Origin of the sequence: Ectothiorhodospira magna (genome assembly GCF_900110965.1) — a bacterium.
GTDB classification, from domain to species: domain Bacteria; phylum Pseudomonadota; class Gammaproteobacteria; order Ectothiorhodospirales; family Ectothiorhodospiraceae; genus Ectothiorhodospira; species Ectothiorhodospira magna.
Genome location: NZ_FOFO01000004.1, coordinates 72,088 through 87,607, shown reverse-complemented (window position 1 = coordinate 87,607; position 15,520 = coordinate 72,088). Strand labels below are relative to the sequence as shown.

13 protein-coding genes are annotated in these 15,520 nt (G+C 61.1%); 8 read left to right on the top strand and 5 right to left on the bottom strand.

What is annotated here, in order from left to right; translation table 11 throughout:
- Positions 1-19: 19 nt before the first annotated feature.
- The 5 genes from BMX62_RS02725 (at position 20) to thrC (ending at position 5,805) form a co-directional block, all read left to right on the top strand.
- On the top strand, positions 20-325 hold the full coding sequence (locus BMX62_RS02725; RefSeq protein ID WP_090203758.1) for an STAS domain-containing protein: 306 nt from the start codon (positions 20-22) through the stop codon (positions 323-325).
- A gap of 11 nt (positions 326-336) precedes the next feature.
- Positions 337-2,094, top strand: coding sequence for an ATP-binding SpoIIE family protein phosphatase (locus BMX62_RS02720; RefSeq protein ID WP_238375822.1), 1,758 nt, complete (start codon positions 337-339; stop codon positions 2,092-2,094).
- Positions 2,095-2,166: 72 nt separating this feature from the next.
- Entirely contained in the window at positions 2,167-3,240 is a 1,074-nt protein-coding gene (locus BMX62_RS02715) for an HD domain-containing phosphohydrolase (RefSeq protein ID WP_090203751.1), read from the top strand.
- A 94-nt stretch (positions 3,241-3,334) separates the two neighbouring features.
- The gene (locus BMX62_RS02710; RefSeq protein WP_090203747.1) at positions 3,335-4,645 is read left to right on the top strand and encodes a homoserine dehydrogenase; all 1,311 of its coding nucleotides are present in this window, start codon (positions 3,335-3,337) and stop codon (positions 4,643-4,645) included.
- Between the two features lie 20 nt (positions 4,646-4,665).
- A complete protein-coding gene (thrC, locus tag BMX62_RS02705) occupies positions 4,666-5,805 on the top strand; it encodes a threonine synthase (protein ID WP_090203744.1) in 1,140 nt (379 codons plus the stop codon).
- 112 nt (positions 5,806-5,917) lie between these two features.
- On the opposite strand, the gene BMX62_RS02700 is transcribed toward thrC, so the two are convergent.
- Positions 5,918-6,364 (bottom strand): DUF2721 domain-containing protein, encoded by a 447-nt coding sequence (locus BMX62_RS02700; RefSeq protein ID WP_090203741.1) that lies wholly within the window; start codon positions 6,362-6,364, stop codon positions 5,918-5,920.
- A gap of 77 nt (positions 6,365-6,441) precedes the next feature.
- On the opposite strand from BMX62_RS02700, the gene BMX62_RS02695 reads away from it, so the two are divergent.
- Complete coding sequence (locus tag BMX62_RS02695) at positions 6,442-6,852, top strand: bacteriohemerythrin (protein ID WP_238375821.1); 411 nt, start codon at positions 6,442-6,444, stop codon at positions 6,850-6,852.
- 49 nt (positions 6,853-6,901) lie between these two features.
- Here the strand turns inward: BMX62_RS02695 and ettA are convergent, their stop codons facing one another.
- Positions 6,902-8,569 carry an energy-dependent translational throttle protein EttA gene (ettA, locus tag BMX62_RS02690; RefSeq protein WP_090203738.1) on the bottom strand — a complete coding sequence of 556 codons (1,668 nt, stop codon included), beginning with the start codon at positions 8,567-8,569 and terminating at the stop codon, positions 6,902-6,904.
- A gap of 228 nt (positions 8,570-8,797) precedes the next feature.
- On the opposite strand from ettA, the gene BMX62_RS02685 reads away from it, so the two are divergent.
- Positions 8,798-10,612 (top strand): sensor domain-containing diguanylate cyclase, encoded by a 1,815-nt coding sequence (locus BMX62_RS02685; protein WP_238375820.1) that lies wholly within the window; start codon positions 8,798-8,800, stop codon positions 10,610-10,612.
- Here the strand turns inward: BMX62_RS02685 and BMX62_RS02680 are convergent.
- Both BMX62_RS02680 and BMX62_RS02675 read right to left on the bottom strand, forming a co-directional pair.
- Complete coding sequence (locus BMX62_RS02680) at positions 10,602-11,378, bottom strand: ABC transporter permease (protein WP_090203734.1); 777 nt, start codon at positions 11,376-11,378, stop codon at positions 10,602-10,604. The genes BMX62_RS02685 and BMX62_RS02680 overlap by 11 nt on opposite strands.
- Entirely contained in the window at positions 11,375-12,298 is a 924-nt protein-coding gene (locus tag BMX62_RS02675; protein ID WP_090203730.1) for an ABC transporter ATP-binding protein, read from the bottom strand. Before BMX62_RS02675 ends, BMX62_RS02680 begins: the two co-directional genes overlap by 4 nt.
- A gap of 132 nt (positions 12,299-12,430) precedes the next feature.
- On the opposite strand from BMX62_RS02675, the gene BMX62_RS02670 reads away from it, so the two are divergent.
- Positions 12,431-13,819, top strand: coding sequence for a leucyl aminopeptidase family protein (locus BMX62_RS02670; RefSeq protein ID WP_090203727.1), 1,389 nt, complete (start codon positions 12,431-12,433; stop codon positions 13,817-13,819).
- 26 nt (positions 13,820-13,845) lie between these two features.
- Here BMX62_RS02670 and BMX62_RS02665 read toward each other — a convergent pair whose 3' ends face one another.
- Positions 13,846-15,276, bottom strand: coding sequence for a Glu/Leu/Phe/Val family dehydrogenase (locus tag BMX62_RS02665; RefSeq protein ID WP_090203725.1), 1,431 nt, complete (start codon positions 15,274-15,276; stop codon positions 13,846-13,848).
- Between the last annotated feature and the right edge of the window lie 244 nt (positions 15,277-15,520).

Below are 15,520 nucleotides of genomic sequence, written 5' to 3'. Positions count from 1 at the left end.
TTTACGGAGTTTGTATGTCATGAGTATCACCCGCAATATCGACAGGCAAAAGGGTATTGTGACCATCACCATTGAGGGGCGTTTTGATTTTTCCGAGCATCGTCCCTTTCGTGATGCCTATCGGGACGTGCCGCCAAGTGGCATGCGTTTTTTGGTGGATTTGTCTGGCACCACCTATCTGGACAGTTCAGCTCTGGGGATGCTGTTATTGCTGCGTGAACATGCAGGTACCGAGAGCGACCGGGTGACCATCCGGGGGTGTACCGATGATGTGCTGCGTATTCTCAAGATTGCCAATTTCGATCGGCTCTTTACTCTGGCCTAGGTGCGGCGTTGATGACGAATTCCGAAGGCATGGGGGGTGAGCCACCGTCAGCGGTTCCGGCTACTCCCGGCAGTCGCGGCATGGCGCTGGTGGTGGACGATGAAAGTTCCAACCGTCGCCTGCTGGGTGCCATGCTCAAGCGGGAAGGCTTTGCGGTCACGGAGGCAGAAAACGGCCACCGGGCGCTGGAGCTGTTTGAGCAGTCCCCGCCCGATATTGTGTTCATGGACGTGATGATGCCGGGGATGGATGGTTTTGAGGCCACCCGGCGAATCAAAACCTTGTCGGGTATGGATTTTGTGCCGGTGATCTTTCTCACTGCCCTGCATGATGACCAGTCCCTGATTCGCTGCATTGAAGTGGGGGGGGATGATTCTCTCTCCAAGCCTTTCAGTTTCAATATCCTCAAAGCCCGCATTGTGGCCATGGAGCGGGTTCGGGATCTGCATCGCAGTATCGCGGCCAAGAGTCGGCAACTGGCGCAATTGGTCGAGATGGACCGGCAGGAACAAAAACTGGCGGAGCGCATCTTCAGTTATGCGGTCAATGACCGCAATGTGGCCTTGGAGCAACTGATTTTGCTGCAGCGACCAGCCACCACGTTCAATGGTGATCTGTTTTTGAGCCAGTATCTGCCCGATGGCAGTTTGCGGGTGCTGCTGGGGGATTTTACGGGTCATGGTCTGGCTGCTGCCATCGGCGCCCTGCCGGTGTCCGATGTCTTTCATGTCATGACCCGCAAAGGGGTCGGTGATGAGGCTGTGCTGGACGAAATCAACCGCAAACTGTATCGGGTGCTGCCCCCTGATCGCTTTATGTGCGCTTTCATGGTGACATTTCCCGTCGGCGGTGGGGGGATGATCTGGTGGAATGGCGGGATGCCTGACGGCTTGATCTGCCAGGCCAACGGGGTGGAGCGCTTGGCTTCCCATGCTTTGCCTTTGGGCATTTTACCCGAGTTGTCTCCGGGGGATGCGCCTCGTCGGCGGTCCATGGGTGTGGGGGATCGTCTGGTATTGATGAGTGATGGCCTTATTGAGGCCAGAGACGACAACGACCGTATGTTTGGTGAGGCTGTCTGGCCTGGGCTGATCGACGGTTGGCGCCACGGTAGCGGATTGATGGAGGCCCTGTGCCAGGCTTTGGATGACCATTGCGGTGATGCCGAGCAGCAGGATGACATTGGCGCGGTGGAGATTCCCATGATGCCGGGCCTGTTTGGTTTGCCCCATGCCGAGGACATGGCACACCAAGACGATAGCTGTGCCTTTTCCCTGATCCTGCGGGATGATAGGCTTGCTCCCATACCCTGTTTAAGCGGTTTGCTGTGTCCACTGGGACTGATGGATGTACTCAAAGCCCACAAGGGGCCTTTGCAAACCATCCTGCATGAACTCTATTCCAATGCCCTCGATCATGGCATTCTTCAGTTACCGTCCTGGATGAAGGCGACCCCGGAAGGATTTTCGGCTTATTACAATGAGCGTGAGCGGCGGATTGCCGCCGGGATCAGTGGTAGTATTCGTGTAGACCTGAGTTACGAGCCGGGAACCCAGGTGGATCGGGTCAGGATGACAATTACCGACAGCGGCCAAGGCTTTGATGTGGACAGACCGCGGGATGCCCTGGATGCTTCGGTGAAACCCTGGGGCCGGGGTATTGCTTTGGTGCGGGAACTGTGCGAATCGGTGACCTATTCTCATCAGGGCACCCAGGTGGAGGCGGTGTATCTGATCAACCGCGCCATGTCGTCAAGCCCCCCTGCCTGAGCCGACCTTGCAACCTAACCGATACAGGAGGACGCGAAGACCTGAAGGACGGGGGTTTCTCGCGCAAAACTGATGAACCGTAATTCCGCGCGGATCATGGTAGTAGACGACGAACGGGCCAACCTGGTGTTGATGGAGCGCCTGTTGCGTAGTGATGGCTATGCTCATTTGATCATGGTTCAGGATCCTCGTCAGGTGATGGATATCTACGGGGAAGAACAGGTGGATCTGGTCTTGCTGGATATTCAGATGCCCTATCTGGACGGCTTTCAGGTGATGGAGCAGTTTGCTGCTCTGGATGATCCCCTGGTACCCCCTATTTTGGTCCTGACCGCCCAGGCCAGCCGGGAATACATGTTGCGCGCCTTGAATGTGGGGGCCAGGGACTTCATCGGCAAGCCCTTTGACCGTGCCGAGGTGCTGGCCCGGGTGCGCAACATGCTGGATGTCCAGTTGGCCCACCGTATGACCCATAACCAGAAAGACGTACTGGAGCAGATGGTGCGTGAACGCACCGAAGAAATTCGCAACACCCGTTTGCAGGTGGTGCAGCGTCTGGGGCGAGCGGCGGAATACCGGGATAACGAAACCGGGTATCACATCCTGCGCATGAGCCACACTTCCGAACTGATTGCCCGTCACCTGGGCTGGAATGCGGCTGAATGTGAGCGCATGCTTCACGCCAGCCCCATGCATGATGTGGGCAAGATCGGTATTCCCGATCATATTCTGCTCAAGCCTGGCAAACTGTCGCCAGAGGAATGGCGCATCATGCAGACCCACACCACCATTGGTGGCGATATCCTGGGAGGGGATGAGTCGGAGTTACTGTACCTGGCCCGGGAGATTGCCCTGAGCCACCATGAAAAATGGGATGGCAGTGGTTATCCTCTGGGACTGGAGGGAGACAATATTCCCATGAGTGGCCGTATCGTTGCCCTGGCAGATGTCTTTGATGCCCTGACTTCCGAGCGGCCCTACAAGAAAGCCTGGACGGTACCCGATGCCCTAGATCTGATCCGCGAAGGCAGTGGTCAGCATTTTGATCCGAACCTGACCGCCATTTTCTTCAAGCTGGTGCCGCAGATTCTGGAAATCCGCGACCGCTTTGCCGAACCGCCACCATTGGACCTGGATGAGGTCTGACCACCTCCGGTTCCCGGTGCGCGGGAATCTGTCCCATCCCGATGGCTGATTCCGCTATAATTTCGCCCTTTCCCGCGCCGAAGGAGTGTTCCTGTTGAAACCCGTCAAGCTTGGCCTGCTGGGCCTGGGTACCGTGGGCAGCGGTACCGCCAACGTGCTCAAACGCAACAGTGATGAGATCACCCGCCGGGCTGGTCGGGGCATCGAGATTGTGGCTGCCGCCGGCAAGAACCTGGACAGTCACCAGTGCCGCGATGTTACCGGCATGCGCCTGACCGAAGACGCCTTCTCGGTGGTCAATGACCCCCAGGTGGAGGTGGTGGTGGAACTGATCGGCGGCACCACCCTGGCCCGGGAGCTGGTGCTGGCCGCCATCGACCAGGGCAAGCATGTGGTCACCGCCAACAAGGCCCTGATTGCCCTGCACGGCAACGAAATCTTCACCCGCGCCCAGGAAAAGGGGGTCATCGTCGCCTTCGAGGCGGCGGTGGCTGGCGGCATTCCCATCATCAAGGCGATCCGCGAGGGACTGGCGGGCAACCGCATCAACTGGGTGGCCGGCATCATCAACGGCACCGGCAACTTCATCCTCACCGAGATGCGCGACAAGGGGCGCGATTTCCAGGATGTGCTGGCCGAGGCCCAGCGACTGGGTTATGCGGAGGCCGACCCCACCTTCGACGTGGAAGGCATTGACGCCGCCCACAAGCTGACCATTCTGGCCTCCATTGCCTTTGGCATCCCGTTGCAGTTCGATCGGGTCCATACCGAAGGCATCACCGGCATCACCCGGGAGGATGTGGCCTATGCCAATGAGCTGGGTTATCGCATCAAGCATCTGGGCATTGCCCGCCGCACCGAGCAGGGCATCGAACTGCGGGTGCATCCCACCTTCATTCCCGAGCGGCGCCTGATCGCCAACGTGGACGGGGTCATGAACGCGGTGCTGGTATCCGCCGACGCCGTGGGTCCGACCCTCTATTACGGTGCCGGTGCCGGGTCCGAGCCCACCGGTTCCGCCGTGGTGGCGGATATCGTGGACGTGGTGCGGGCCATGACCACGGACCCGGAGAACCGGGTGCCCCATCTGGCTTTCCAGGCGGATACCCTGGCGGATACCACCATCCTGCCCATGGAAGACGTGAAGACCTCCTTCTACCTGCGCTTGCGGGTGCTGGATCGTCCCGGCGTGATGGCCGACATTACCCGCATCCTGGCCAGCCTGGACATCAGCATTGAAGCCATCCTGCAGAAGGAACAGGATGACGACACCACGGAAGCGGACGTGATCCTGCTCACCCACGAGGTGCGGGAAGGCAACATGATCCAGGCCATTCGGGAGATCGAGGCCCTGGAGACCGTGAAGACGCCGGTGATCCGCATTCGCCTTGAGAATCTGAAGTAAGCCATACCCGAGAGACCATCATGCCTTTTCGACCCCGCTACACCGGTATCATCGAGCGTTATCGCGACCGTCTGCCGATCCACGATGATACCCGCATCATCGGTCTGGGGGAGGGCAACACGCCCCTCATCCGCCTGAACAACATTCCGCGCCTGATCGGCAAGGAAGTGGACATCTACGTCAAGTACGAGGGTCTCAACCCTACCGGTTCCTTCAAGGACCGGGGCATGACCATGGCGGTAACCAAGGCGGTGGAGGATGGTTCCAGGGCCATCATCTGCGCCTCCACCGGCAACACCTCCGCGGCGGCCGCGGCCTATGCGGCCCGGGCCGGCATCACCGCTTTCGTGCTGATCCCCGACGGCAAGATCGCCCAGGGCAAGCTGGCCCAGGCCATGATGCACGGCTCGGTGGTGATCCAGATCAAGGGCAATTTCGATGATGGCATGCGTCTGGTGAAGGAGGTGGCCGACACTGCGCCCGTGACCATCGTCAATTCCGTCAATCCCTATCGTCTGCAGGGTCAGAAGACGGCGGCCTTCGAGATCGTGGAGGAACTGGGTCGGGCGCCGGATTACCACTGCCTGCCGGTGGGCAATGCGGGCAACATCACAGCCCATTGGATCGGTTACTGCGAGTATTCTTCTGCTTCCGGCGATCATGTCACCGAATCCTGCGGCTTCTGCAAGGGGCGCTGCATGTATGCCGGTGGCGCGGTGGTGGGCAACCGGCCCAGGATGGTGGGGTATCAGGCCGAGGGCAGCGCCCCCTTCATGCGCGGTCACATGGTGGATAACCCGGAAACCGTGGCCACCGCCATCCGCATCGGTCATCCCCAATCCTGGGACTATGCCTGGAAGGTCAAGGAAGAGTCCGGCGGCTGGTTTGACGAGTGCAGCGACGAGGAGATTCTGGCGGCGCAGAAGCTGTTGGCGGAGAAGGAAGGCGTGTTCTGCGAGCCGGCTTCGGCCACTTCCCTGGCGGGAGCGCTGCGGGATGTGCGGCAGGGCAAGATTCCCGAAGGCTCCAGCATCGTCTGTACCCTGACCGGTCATGGCTTGAAGGACCCGGATACCGCCATCCGCCAGTCCACTCGCTCACCTCTGACGGTGGATGCCACCCTGGATTCGGTGAAGCGGGCGATTCTGGAGAACATGTGAAGGGTAGGGGAGGGAAGGGCGATATCCGCTACCGTTCCTTTCCTCCCCCCTCATTTCACATGCACCCCCCAAGCATGAGGAGCATGAGGAAAGGGTTTGCCAAGCGGCTATCCTACTTGTCGATCCGGCTGAGGTTAAGGCTGCGGATGGCCAAGAATACCTCCCTTAAAAAGGCCAGCAGGGCACCGATGAGGGAGAACATGGCCAGCACGAACAGGGCGCCGATGAGCAGGGGGTTATCGATGCCGAGAAAGTATTCGATGAAGGCGGAAACGATGGTCAGGCAGATCAGCAGGGCGGTGGTGATGCCCAGTGTGATGCCCAGGTGGACCATGCGCACCCTGGCTTCCAGCAGTTCCAGTTCCCGGATGGCGGTCTTGTGGAATTCGTGGTCTTCGTGGCGGATGCGTTCCTGCAGATAACGCCGCCGGTCCACCACCCGGGACAGTCGGGAGACAAAGGCGTTGATGAAGCCCGCGATGCCCACCAGCAGGAACACCGGAGCCACTGAAAGCTGGATCACGGTGGAAATGTCGAAAAGGGTCTGTGTCGTTGACATGGGGTTTCCCGTTGTCATTCCTGTTGCCCGGCTGTGCTATGGTTCGTGGTGAACAGGGTCAGTGAGAGGTGTCGAGTATGATGACCGAGCACACCGAGTCTGCAGATTTCATGGATGAGGACCATGACGAGGCCATGGCCTTGCTGGCGCGGGTGGTCCAATGTCTTGGGGAGATGCCCTCATCCGGGGTGGGGAGTGGACGACTGCGGGAGGATCTGCTCGATTTCATCGAGCATAGCCGTGCCCATTTCCGCCGTGAGGAGGCGCTGATGAAGGCCGTGGAATTCCCGCCGTTTCAGATCCATAAGCAGGAGCATGATACCCGTTTAGAGGCGTTGGTGGCCTATGTGGATGATCTGGATGCCGGGGTTATGGAGCCAGAAGACCTGAAGCAACGGCTTGAAGAGGATTTCATACCCTGGTATCGACGCCACTGCGCCACCATGGACCAGGCCACCGCCCGGTTCGTGGCGCGAAAGGGCGGGTGAGCCGGGGAGGACCGTGGAGGGCTCTCCACGGTCCCGGTCCTGTCCTGGGTCAGCCTTCCAGGCGCCGGTACTTCACCCGGTGGGGCTGGTCTGCCTGGGCACCCAGGCGCTTCTTGCGGTCTTCCTCGTACTCCTGGTAGTTCCCCTCGAAGAACAGCACGTTGCCATCTTCTTCAAAAGCCAGGATATGGGTGGCGATGCGGTCCAGGAACCAGCGATCGTGGGAGATCACCACCGCGCTGCCGGGGAAGGCCAGCAGACCTTCTTCCAGGGCCCGCAGGGTTTCCACGTCCAGGTCGTTGGTGGGTTCGTCCAGCAGCAGCAGGTTGCCGCCGCTCTTGAGCAGCTTGGCCAGATGCACCCGGTTGCGTTCCCCCCCGGAGAGCTGCTTCATCTGTTTTTGCTGATCCCCGCCCTTGAAGTTGAAGCGGCCCACGTAGGCCCGCGAGGGCATCTGGTACTGCCCCACCTGGATGATGTCCTGGCCGTTGGAGATCTCTTCCCAGACGGTCTTTTCATCCGCCAGGGCGTCACGGCTCTGATCCACATAGGCCACCTGGACCGTCTCGCCGATGCGGATGGTGCCGCTGTCGGGCTGTTCCTGGCCCACGATCATGCGGAACAGGGTGGACTTGCCCACGCCATTGGGTCCGATGACGCCGACAATCCCCCCCCGTGGCAGGCTGAAGCTCAGGTTCTCGTACAGGAGCCGGTCGCCATAGGCCTTGCCGACCCCGTCCAGTTCCACCACCACGTCACCCAGGCGGGGACCCGGCGGGATATAGATTTCCTGGGTCTCGCTGCGTTTCTGGAATTCCTGGGAGGAGAGTTCCTCGAAGCGCTTGAGGCGGGCCTTGCTCTTGGAAGTACGGCCCTTGGGGTTGCTGCGCACCCATTCCAGTTCCGCTTCCATGTTCTTGCGCCGGGCGCTTTCCTGCTTTTCCTCGATGGCCAGGCGTTTTTCCTTCTGTTCCAGCCAGGAGGAGTAGTTGCCTTCCCAGGGGATACCGTGGCCCCGGTCCAGTTCCAGGATCCAGCCCGCCACGTTGTCCAGGAAGTAGCGGTCATGGGTGACGGCCACCACGGTGCCGGGGAATTCCTGCAGGAAGCGCTCCAGCCAGGCCACGGATTCGGCATCCAGGTGGTTGGTGGGTTCGTCCAGGATGAGCATGTCCGGGGCGGAGAGCAGCAGACGGCACAGGGCCACGCGGCGGCGCTCGCCGCCGGAGAGTTTGTTGACATCGGCGTCCCAGGGGGGCAGGCGCAGGGCGTCGGCGGCCACTTCCAGCTTGCGATCCAGATCCCAGGCGCCGGCGGCGTCGATCTTGTCCTGCAGTTCCGCCTGTTCCGCCAGCAGGGTGTCAAAGTCGGCGTTCGGGTCGGCGAAGGCTTCTGCAATGGCGTTGAACCGGTCCACCAGGCCCTTGATCTCGCCGACACCCTCCTCCACGTTACCGCGCACGTCCTTGGCCGGGTCCAGTTGGGGTTCCTGGGGCAGGTAGCCGATCTTGATGCCCGGCTGGGGGCGGGCCTCGCCGACGATGTCCTTGTCCACCCCGGCCATGATGCGAAGCAGGGTGGATTTGCCGGCCCCGTTGTACCCCAGCACGCCGATCTTGGCGCCGGGGAAGAAGTTCAGATAGATGTCCTTGAGGATTTCCTTCTTGGGCGGGACAACCTTGCCCACACCATTCATGGTGTAGATGTACTGGGCCATGGATTCAACCTGTGAGTGAAACGTAACCCACTATTATGTGGAATCATCTCTTTGGTTTCCAGTGCCCCGGCCAGTCACCCGGCCGGGGCCGATGATCACGCGCCGATCCAATGACTGCTTGCGGGAAGGGCGCCGGTTTGCCATCCTAGGCATGTTTACTTTCGGCCCGTCACCGAGGGATGCGGACACCATGGCCTGCAAAACTGCGCTGTTTCGGGACATTCCTTGATGGAAGACCCTGGGTGGAAGTCGCCGCTACTGCACGGCACCATGGCTGCCGTGCTGTCCCTGGCGCTGTTCATGGCGGCGGACATGACCTGGGAGCAGCGGCTCATGGACCGATCCCGGGCGGAAGTGACCGGACAGCTTTCCGCCCTGCGTGCCCGCCTGGAAGGTGAACTCAACGCCACGATTTTTCTCTCCCAGGCCCTGGCCACCCATGCTTCCCTGAATCCCGCGCTGGAGCAGGATGAATTTGCTCACGTGGCCGGGCACATCATGGGCGAGCGGCCCGGGGTGATCCACAGCATTGCTCTGGTGCCGGACAATGTCATTCGCTTCATCCACCCACTGGAAGAGAATCGTTCCGCGCTGGGTGCGGACCTGCTTAATCATCCCGAGCAAGGGGAATCGGTATTGCGGGTGATGGTGACCGGTGAGCCGGTTCTGGCGGGGCCGTGGCAATTGGTGCAAGGTGGGGAGGCACTGATCATTCGGGTACCGGTGTATGCGCAACGACACCCCGAGGGTGAAAAGCGGGAACGCTACTGGGGGCTGGCCAGTGTCGTGGTCGATATGGATGCGATCTACTGGCTGGTGGGGATGAGGGAGTTTCAGCAGCGACTCGCCATTGCCATTCGTGGCCGTGACGGCCTGGGAGCAGGGGGGGATGTCATATTCGGTGATCCCGACCTGTTCAATCTCGATCATGGTGCCGTGATTCAGGATGTGATGATGCGCGGTGGTCGCTGGCAGCTGGCGGCTTTGCCCGAACCGGGGTGGCGGGCGGTCGCGCGAAGGCCGCCACTCTGGTATTTGACGGGGGCATTGCTCTGCCTGCTGTGCGCCGGCATGGCATGGAAGCTGTCCCATCAGGCCCGGCAGGTCAGGGACTCCGAACTGCGTTACCGTGCCTTGAGCGAGCGCCTGGAGGCCATCATCGCCGCCATGCCCGATATCTGTTTCGTGCTGGATCAGGAGGGGCGTTATCTGGATATCTTCGGTGGCCGGGATGCGCGTTATTACCACCACGGCCATCAGGCCCTGCTGGGCAGGCGCCTGCACGAGGTGTTGCCCTCCGACAAGGCGGATGCCTTCCTGCGCATGATCCGGGTGGCCCTGGACAGCGGTCATCTGCAGTTCATGGAATACGATCTGGACGCGACCGAGGTCGATGGTCTGGACCCAGGGTCGGGGCCACGGGAGCGTCTGTGGTTCGAGGCCAGGGTCATGCCTTTGGGGGATCATGTCATGGGGTGTCCGGCGGTGATCTGGATCTCGGTGAACATTACCCAGCGGAAAAACGCCCAGGATCGTATCCGGTATATGGCGCTGCATGATTCGCTGACCGGTCTGGCCAATCGGGTTCTGCTGCAGGACCGCGTCCTCCATGCCCTGGATCAGTCACGACGCCAGGGCATCCATTGCGCCCTGCTGTTTCTGGATCTGGATGAGTTCAAGCCCATCAATGACCGTTTCGGCCACGAGGTCGGAGACCTGCTGCTGCGCGAGGTGGCCAGGCGACTGGAAGGCTCGGTGCGTGCGGTGGACACGGTGGCCCGGCTTGGTGGTGACGAGTTCGTGATTCTGCTGGAGAATGTTCCCGATGCCGCGCTTCCCGGCGCGGTTGCGGAAAAACTGCTGTCTGCGTTGAGTCGGCCCTTCACCTTGCAGGGTGTCGAATGCACCGTCACTTGCAGCATCGGCATCAGTATCTATCCCATGCATGGTGAGCATTATGACACGCTGATGCGCCATGCGGATCAGGCCCTGTACCAGGCCAAGGCGCGGGGCAAGAACCGCTATCAGGTCTTCACTGCCTGATCCCGATGCCCTGGTTGAGCAGGTAGAGGGCGACGCCGTAGAGCGCCAGGATGAAGCCGATGATGATGCCGTAGGACAGCCACAGGCTGAAATCCGTCACCCCCAAAAAGCCGTAGCGGAAGGCATTCACCATGTAAAGAATGGGATTGAACATGGAGACGCCCTGCCAGAATGCCGGTAGCAGGGTGATGGAATAAAACACCCCGCCCAGGTAGGTGAGCGGGGTGAGCACAAAGGTGGGGACGATGGAAATGTCATCAAAGCTGCGGGCGAAGATGCCGTTGATCAGGCCCGCCAGGGAGAACAGGGCTGCAGTGAGGACCACCACCGACAGGGCCACGACCGGACTATGGATGCTCAAGGGGCTAAAAAACAGGGACACCAGGGTGACTGCCATCCCCACTGCCAGACCCCGGCAGATGCCACCGCCCATGAAGCCCAGGATGATCAGGTAATTGGGGACGGGGGAGACCAGCATTTCTTCCAGATGGCGCTGGAACTTGGAGCTATAGAACGAGGACACCACGTTGGCATAGGCGTTGGTGATCACCGCCATCATGATCAACCCGGGAACGATAAAGTCCATATAGCGGATGCCGTCCATTTCGCCGATCCGGGCGCCGATCAGGCCACCGAAGATGACGAAATACAGCCCCATGGTGATCACCGGGGGCAGGATGGTCTGGATCCAGATGCGGGAGAAGCGCAGGACTTCCTTGATGATGATGGTTTTAAAGGCAATCCAGTTGCTGTGGGCGTTGGTCATTTTGCGCGCCCTCTGTCCACCATGTGCATGAAGAGTTGTTCCAGCCGGTTGGTCTTGTTACGCATGCTGCATACCTGGATGCCTTCCCGGTTCAGATCCACGAAGAGCTGATTCAGGCTCACTTCCCGGTCTATGTCTGCCTCCAGGGTGAGATCGTCTACCCGTCGCAGGCGATGGCCGGCCAGATCGGGCAACCGTGCCAGGGGGCGGCTCAGGTCCAGAACAAAGGTTTCCATGTTGAGTTGGGTCAGCAACCCTTTTATGGAGGTGTTCTCGATGATCTGACCATGATCGATGATGGCAATGTTGCGGCAGAGGTTTTCGGCCTCTTCCAGATAGTGGGTGGTGAGAATGATGGTGCACCCCTGCTGGTTGATATCCTTGAGGAACTGCCACATGGAGCGGCGGATCTCGATGTCCACCCCGGCGGTGGGTTCGTCCAGGATCAACAGTCGAGGCTCATGGACCAGGGCGCGGGCAATCATCAGGCGTCGCTTCATGCCCCCTGACAGGGTACGGGCCATGTCCTTGCGCTTGTCCCACAGACCCAGCTCTACCAGATATTTTTCCGCCCGTTTCCAGGCCGCCTTGCGGGGAATGCCGTAGTAACCGGCCTGGTTGACCAGGATTTCCTGTACCGGCTCGAAGGTGTTGAAGTTGAATTCCTGGGGCACCAGTCCCAGGCAGCGCTTGGCGGCATACAGCTCCCGGTCAAGGTCATGACCGAAGATGGACACGCTACCGCTGCTCTTGTTCACCAGGGAGGCGATGATGCTGATGGTGGTGGACTTGCCGGCCCCGTTGGGGCCAAGCAGGGCAAAGAAGTCTCCCGGCTCCACGTCCAGGTCGATGCCTTTGAGGGCCTCAAGGCCGTTCTTGTAGGTCTTGGTGAGCTGGCGGATGCAGAGGGCTTTGGGCATGGTCTGTCTGTGGCATTCTCGCGAAAGAAGGGCGACTAAAACCGAAAATTCTAACATAACCTTCCAGGCTGGGCTTCTGCCCACCGTGAAACCGCTTAAAATGGCCGCCCACGCCTTCTCTAGGACACTGCCATGCCCGCTTGTTTCGATACCCGTTCCGATGCTGATCTCATTGCGCTGATTCCGGTGGAAGGGGATACCCTTGAGTCGTGGCTGGCGGATCAGCCGGCCCGTATCGGCAACTGGGTGCAAGCCTCCCGCTTCCGGGGGCGTACCGGCGATGTTCTGCCTCTGCCGGATGAGGACGGCAAGGTGCGTCAGGTGCTGGTGGGCGTGGACAGCCAATCCTCCACCTGGGCCATCGGCAATCTCTCCAGCCGTCTGGGAGAGGGGACTTATCACCTGGTGTGCGACTGGCCGGTGGAACGGCTGACCCAGGCGGCCATCGGCTGGGGTCTGGGGGCTTATCGCTTTGAGCGTTACAAAACCTCCCAGCGGCCACGGCCCCGATTGAGCCTGGCCCATCTACCGGCTGATGATGCCGACAGGGTGACGCGGATGGTGACTGCCATCGGACGGGTCCGGGACCTGATCAATACCCCCGCCCAGGACATGATGCCCCAGCACCTGGCCGAGGCGGCCCGGGAACTGGCCCATCAGTATGGGGCCGTCTTTGGTGAGATCGTCGGCGAAGACCTGCTGGTGCAGAACTACCCCTGCATCCATGCCGTGGGCCGAGCCAGCACCCACCCGCCGCGCCTGATCGAACTGCGCTGGGGCAATCCGTCCCATCCCCAGGTCACCCTGGTGGGCAAGGGGGTCTGCTTCGACAGCGGCGGCCTGGACATCAAGCCCGCCAGCGGCATGCGCCTGATGAAGAAGGACATGGGTGGTGCTGCCCATGTGCTGGGGCTGGCCGACCTCATCATGGGGGCCGGGTTGCCCGTGTACCTGCGGGTGATGGTGGGTGCGGTGGAGAATGCCATCTCTGGCGACGCCTTTCGCCCCGGCGATGTGCTGCATTCCCGCAAGGGTCTGACCATCGAGATCGATAATACGGACGCGGAAGGTCGGCTGGTGCTCTGCGACATGCTGGCCGCCGCCGCCGAGGAATCCCCCCAGGTGCTGCTGAATTTTGCCACCCTGACGGGGGCAGCCCGGGTGGCGGTGGGCACCGAGATCGGTGCCTTCTTCACCAATGACGAAACCCTGGCTGAGGGGATCACTCGGCATGGAGACATCCAGGAGGATCCCTGTTGGCGTCTGCCGCTCCATGCCCCCTACCGTGCCCAGCTGGACAGCCGGATCGCGGACCTGAGCAACAGCGGCAGCGGACCTTACGCCGGTGCCATCACCGCCGCCCTGTTCCTGCAAGCCTTCGTGCCCGACGGGCAGGTCTGGGGACATTTCGACATCATGGCCTGGAACAACCGCAACCGTCCGGGCCGTCCCAAGGGCGGTGAGGCATTGGGGGTACGGGCTGCCTTTGCCTGGCTGGAGGATCGTTACGGCAAACCCTGACCTTGGCTTTGAGTGGTATGGCTTGTTCAGTAGGCCCCCAGGTCCAGGCTGGCCCCGCTGATGCGGCTGATGGCCACCGCATAGGCTGCTGTCCGGTAATCCATGGCCCGGTCATGGGTCTGGCGCATGCGCTCGATCTCCTGGAAAGCCACCCGCATGGCGTCATCCAGTCCGGAGCGTACCAGGTCCAGCTCATCGGCCCCCCGTAGCAGGGATGCCCGCAGCCAGTCGGGGGACTGCTCGCCGCTCATCAGTTCCAGGGCGGAGACGATGTGCTGCCCTCGCATCTCGTCCAGACGGCGTTCCAGGCGGCCAAAACGCATGTGGGAAAGATTGCGGATCCATTCAAAGTAGGAGACCACCACGCCGCCGGCATTGGCGTAGATATCCGGCAGGATCACCGTACCCCTTGCGCGCAGGATCTCGTCTGCCTCGAAGGTGATCGGGCCATTGGCGGCCTCGATGATCAGGGGGGCACGGATGCGCTCGGCGTTGCCGGTGTGGATGACCCCTTCCAGGGCGGCGGGAATCAGGATATCGCAGTCCCGCTCCAGTGCCATGGTACCTGGCTCCACCCATTCCACTCCGGGGAACCCCTGTACGCCGCCGGTCCGCTGCATGTACTGGTGGACTTCCTCCACATTCAGGCCCGCTTCGTGGACCAGGGCGCCGTCCCGTTCGATGATGGCGATGATACGGGCGCCGTCCTCTTCCTGGAGCAGCTTGGCGGCATGGTAGCCCACATTGCCCAGGCCCTGGATGATGATGCGCTTGTCCTTGAGATCGCCGCTGAGTCCGGCTTCGGCCACGGCGTCCGGGTGGCGGAAGAACTCCCGCAGGGCATAGTGGATGCCCCGACCGGTGGCATCCAGCCGGCCCGGCATGCCGCCCAGTTCCACTGGTTTGCCGGTAACGCAGCCCACGTAGTTGATGTCTTCCGGGTACAGGTTCTTGTAGGTGTCCAGGATCCAGGCCATTTCCCGCTGGCCCGTGCCCACGTCCGGGGCGGGGACGTTGGTGGCCGGGCTGAGAAATCCCCGGCGGGCCAGTTCCCGGGCAAAGCGTCGGGTGATGAGTTCCATCTCGTCGCGGGAATACTGTTCCGGATCGATGCACAGGCCGCCCTTGGAGCCGCCGAAGGGAATGTCGACAATGGCGCATTTGTAGGTCATCAGGGCCGCCAAAGCTTCGGTACTGTCCTGGTCGATGCTGGGGGAAAAGCGCAGGCCGCCCTTGGCGGGCAGACGGTGGGTGCTGTGTACCGCCCGCCAGCCGGTGAAGGTCCGTACCTCACCGCGAATCTTGAGGGGGAAGGTGACCTGCAAAATGGCATTGCAGGTCTTGATGGCCCGATCGGCGCCGGGTTCCAGTTTGACGTAGTCCAGGGCGCGATCCACCATCCGGGCCACGCTCTGCTGGAAACTCACGGGGGGTGGGGGGGGTATATCGTTCGGCATCGGTGACTCCTCATGTAGGGTGATGGTTCACCCTACACCCGATCCCCCACGGGATGCCAATCCGGGGGGATTATCAATCCGGGTCAGGTTTTTGCTGATTTCCTGAGGGTCTGGGTTGTCTGTGCCCGAGTTTATCCCGCAGTACCCGCTGGGTGTTCTTGTGGGCATCGCTGAAGACGAAGCGGCCAGCCAGCACGCAGCCCTTCATGCCCGGTTCACAGGGGCGGTTTTCCACCTTGTGGCA

Excerpts from the sequence above, each read along its gene's own strand:
- BMX62_RS02725 (WP_090203758.1), top strand. The coding sequence starts at position 20 with ATGAGTATCACCCGCAATATCGACAGGCAAAAGGGTATTGTGACCATC.
- BMX62_RS02720 (WP_238375822.1), top strand. The coding sequence starts at position 337 with ATGACGAATTCCGAAGGCATGGGGGGTGAGCCACCGTCAGCGGTTCCG.
- BMX62_RS02715 (WP_090203751.1), top strand. The coding sequence starts at position 2,167 with ATGAACCGTAATTCCGCGCGGATCATGGTAGTAGACGACGAACGGGCC.
- thrC (WP_090203744.1), top strand. The coding sequence starts at position 4,666 with ATGCCTTTTCGACCCCGCTACACCGGTATCATCGAGCGTTATCGCGAC.
- BMX62_RS02700 (WP_090203741.1), bottom strand. The coding sequence starts at position 6,364 with ATGTCAACGACACAGACCCTTTTCGACATTTCCACCGTGATCCAGCTT.
- BMX62_RS02695 (WP_238375821.1), top strand. The coding sequence starts at position 6,442 with ATGATGACCGAGCACACCGAGTCTGCAGATTTCATGGATGAGGACCAT.
- ettA (WP_090203738.1), bottom strand. The coding sequence starts at position 8,569 with ATGGCCCAGTACATCTACACCATGAATGGTGTGGGCAAGGTTGTCCCG.
- BMX62_RS02685 (WP_238375820.1), top strand. The coding sequence starts at position 8,798 with ATGGAAGACCCTGGGTGGAAGTCGCCGCTACTGCACGGCACCATGGCT.
- BMX62_RS02680 (WP_090203734.1), bottom strand. The coding sequence starts at position 11,378 with ATGACCAACGCCCACAGCAACTGGATTGCCTTTAAAACCATCATCATC.
- BMX62_RS02675 (WP_090203730.1), bottom strand. The coding sequence starts at position 12,298 with ATGCCCAAAGCCCTCTGCATCCGCCAGCTCACCAAGACCTACAAGAAC.
- BMX62_RS02670 (WP_090203727.1), top strand. The coding sequence starts at position 12,431 with ATGCCCGCTTGTTTCGATACCCGTTCCGATGCTGATCTCATTGCGCTG.
- BMX62_RS02665 (WP_090203725.1), bottom strand. The coding sequence starts at position 15,276 with ATGCCGAACGATATACCCCCCCCACCCCCCGTGAGTTTCCAGCAGAGC.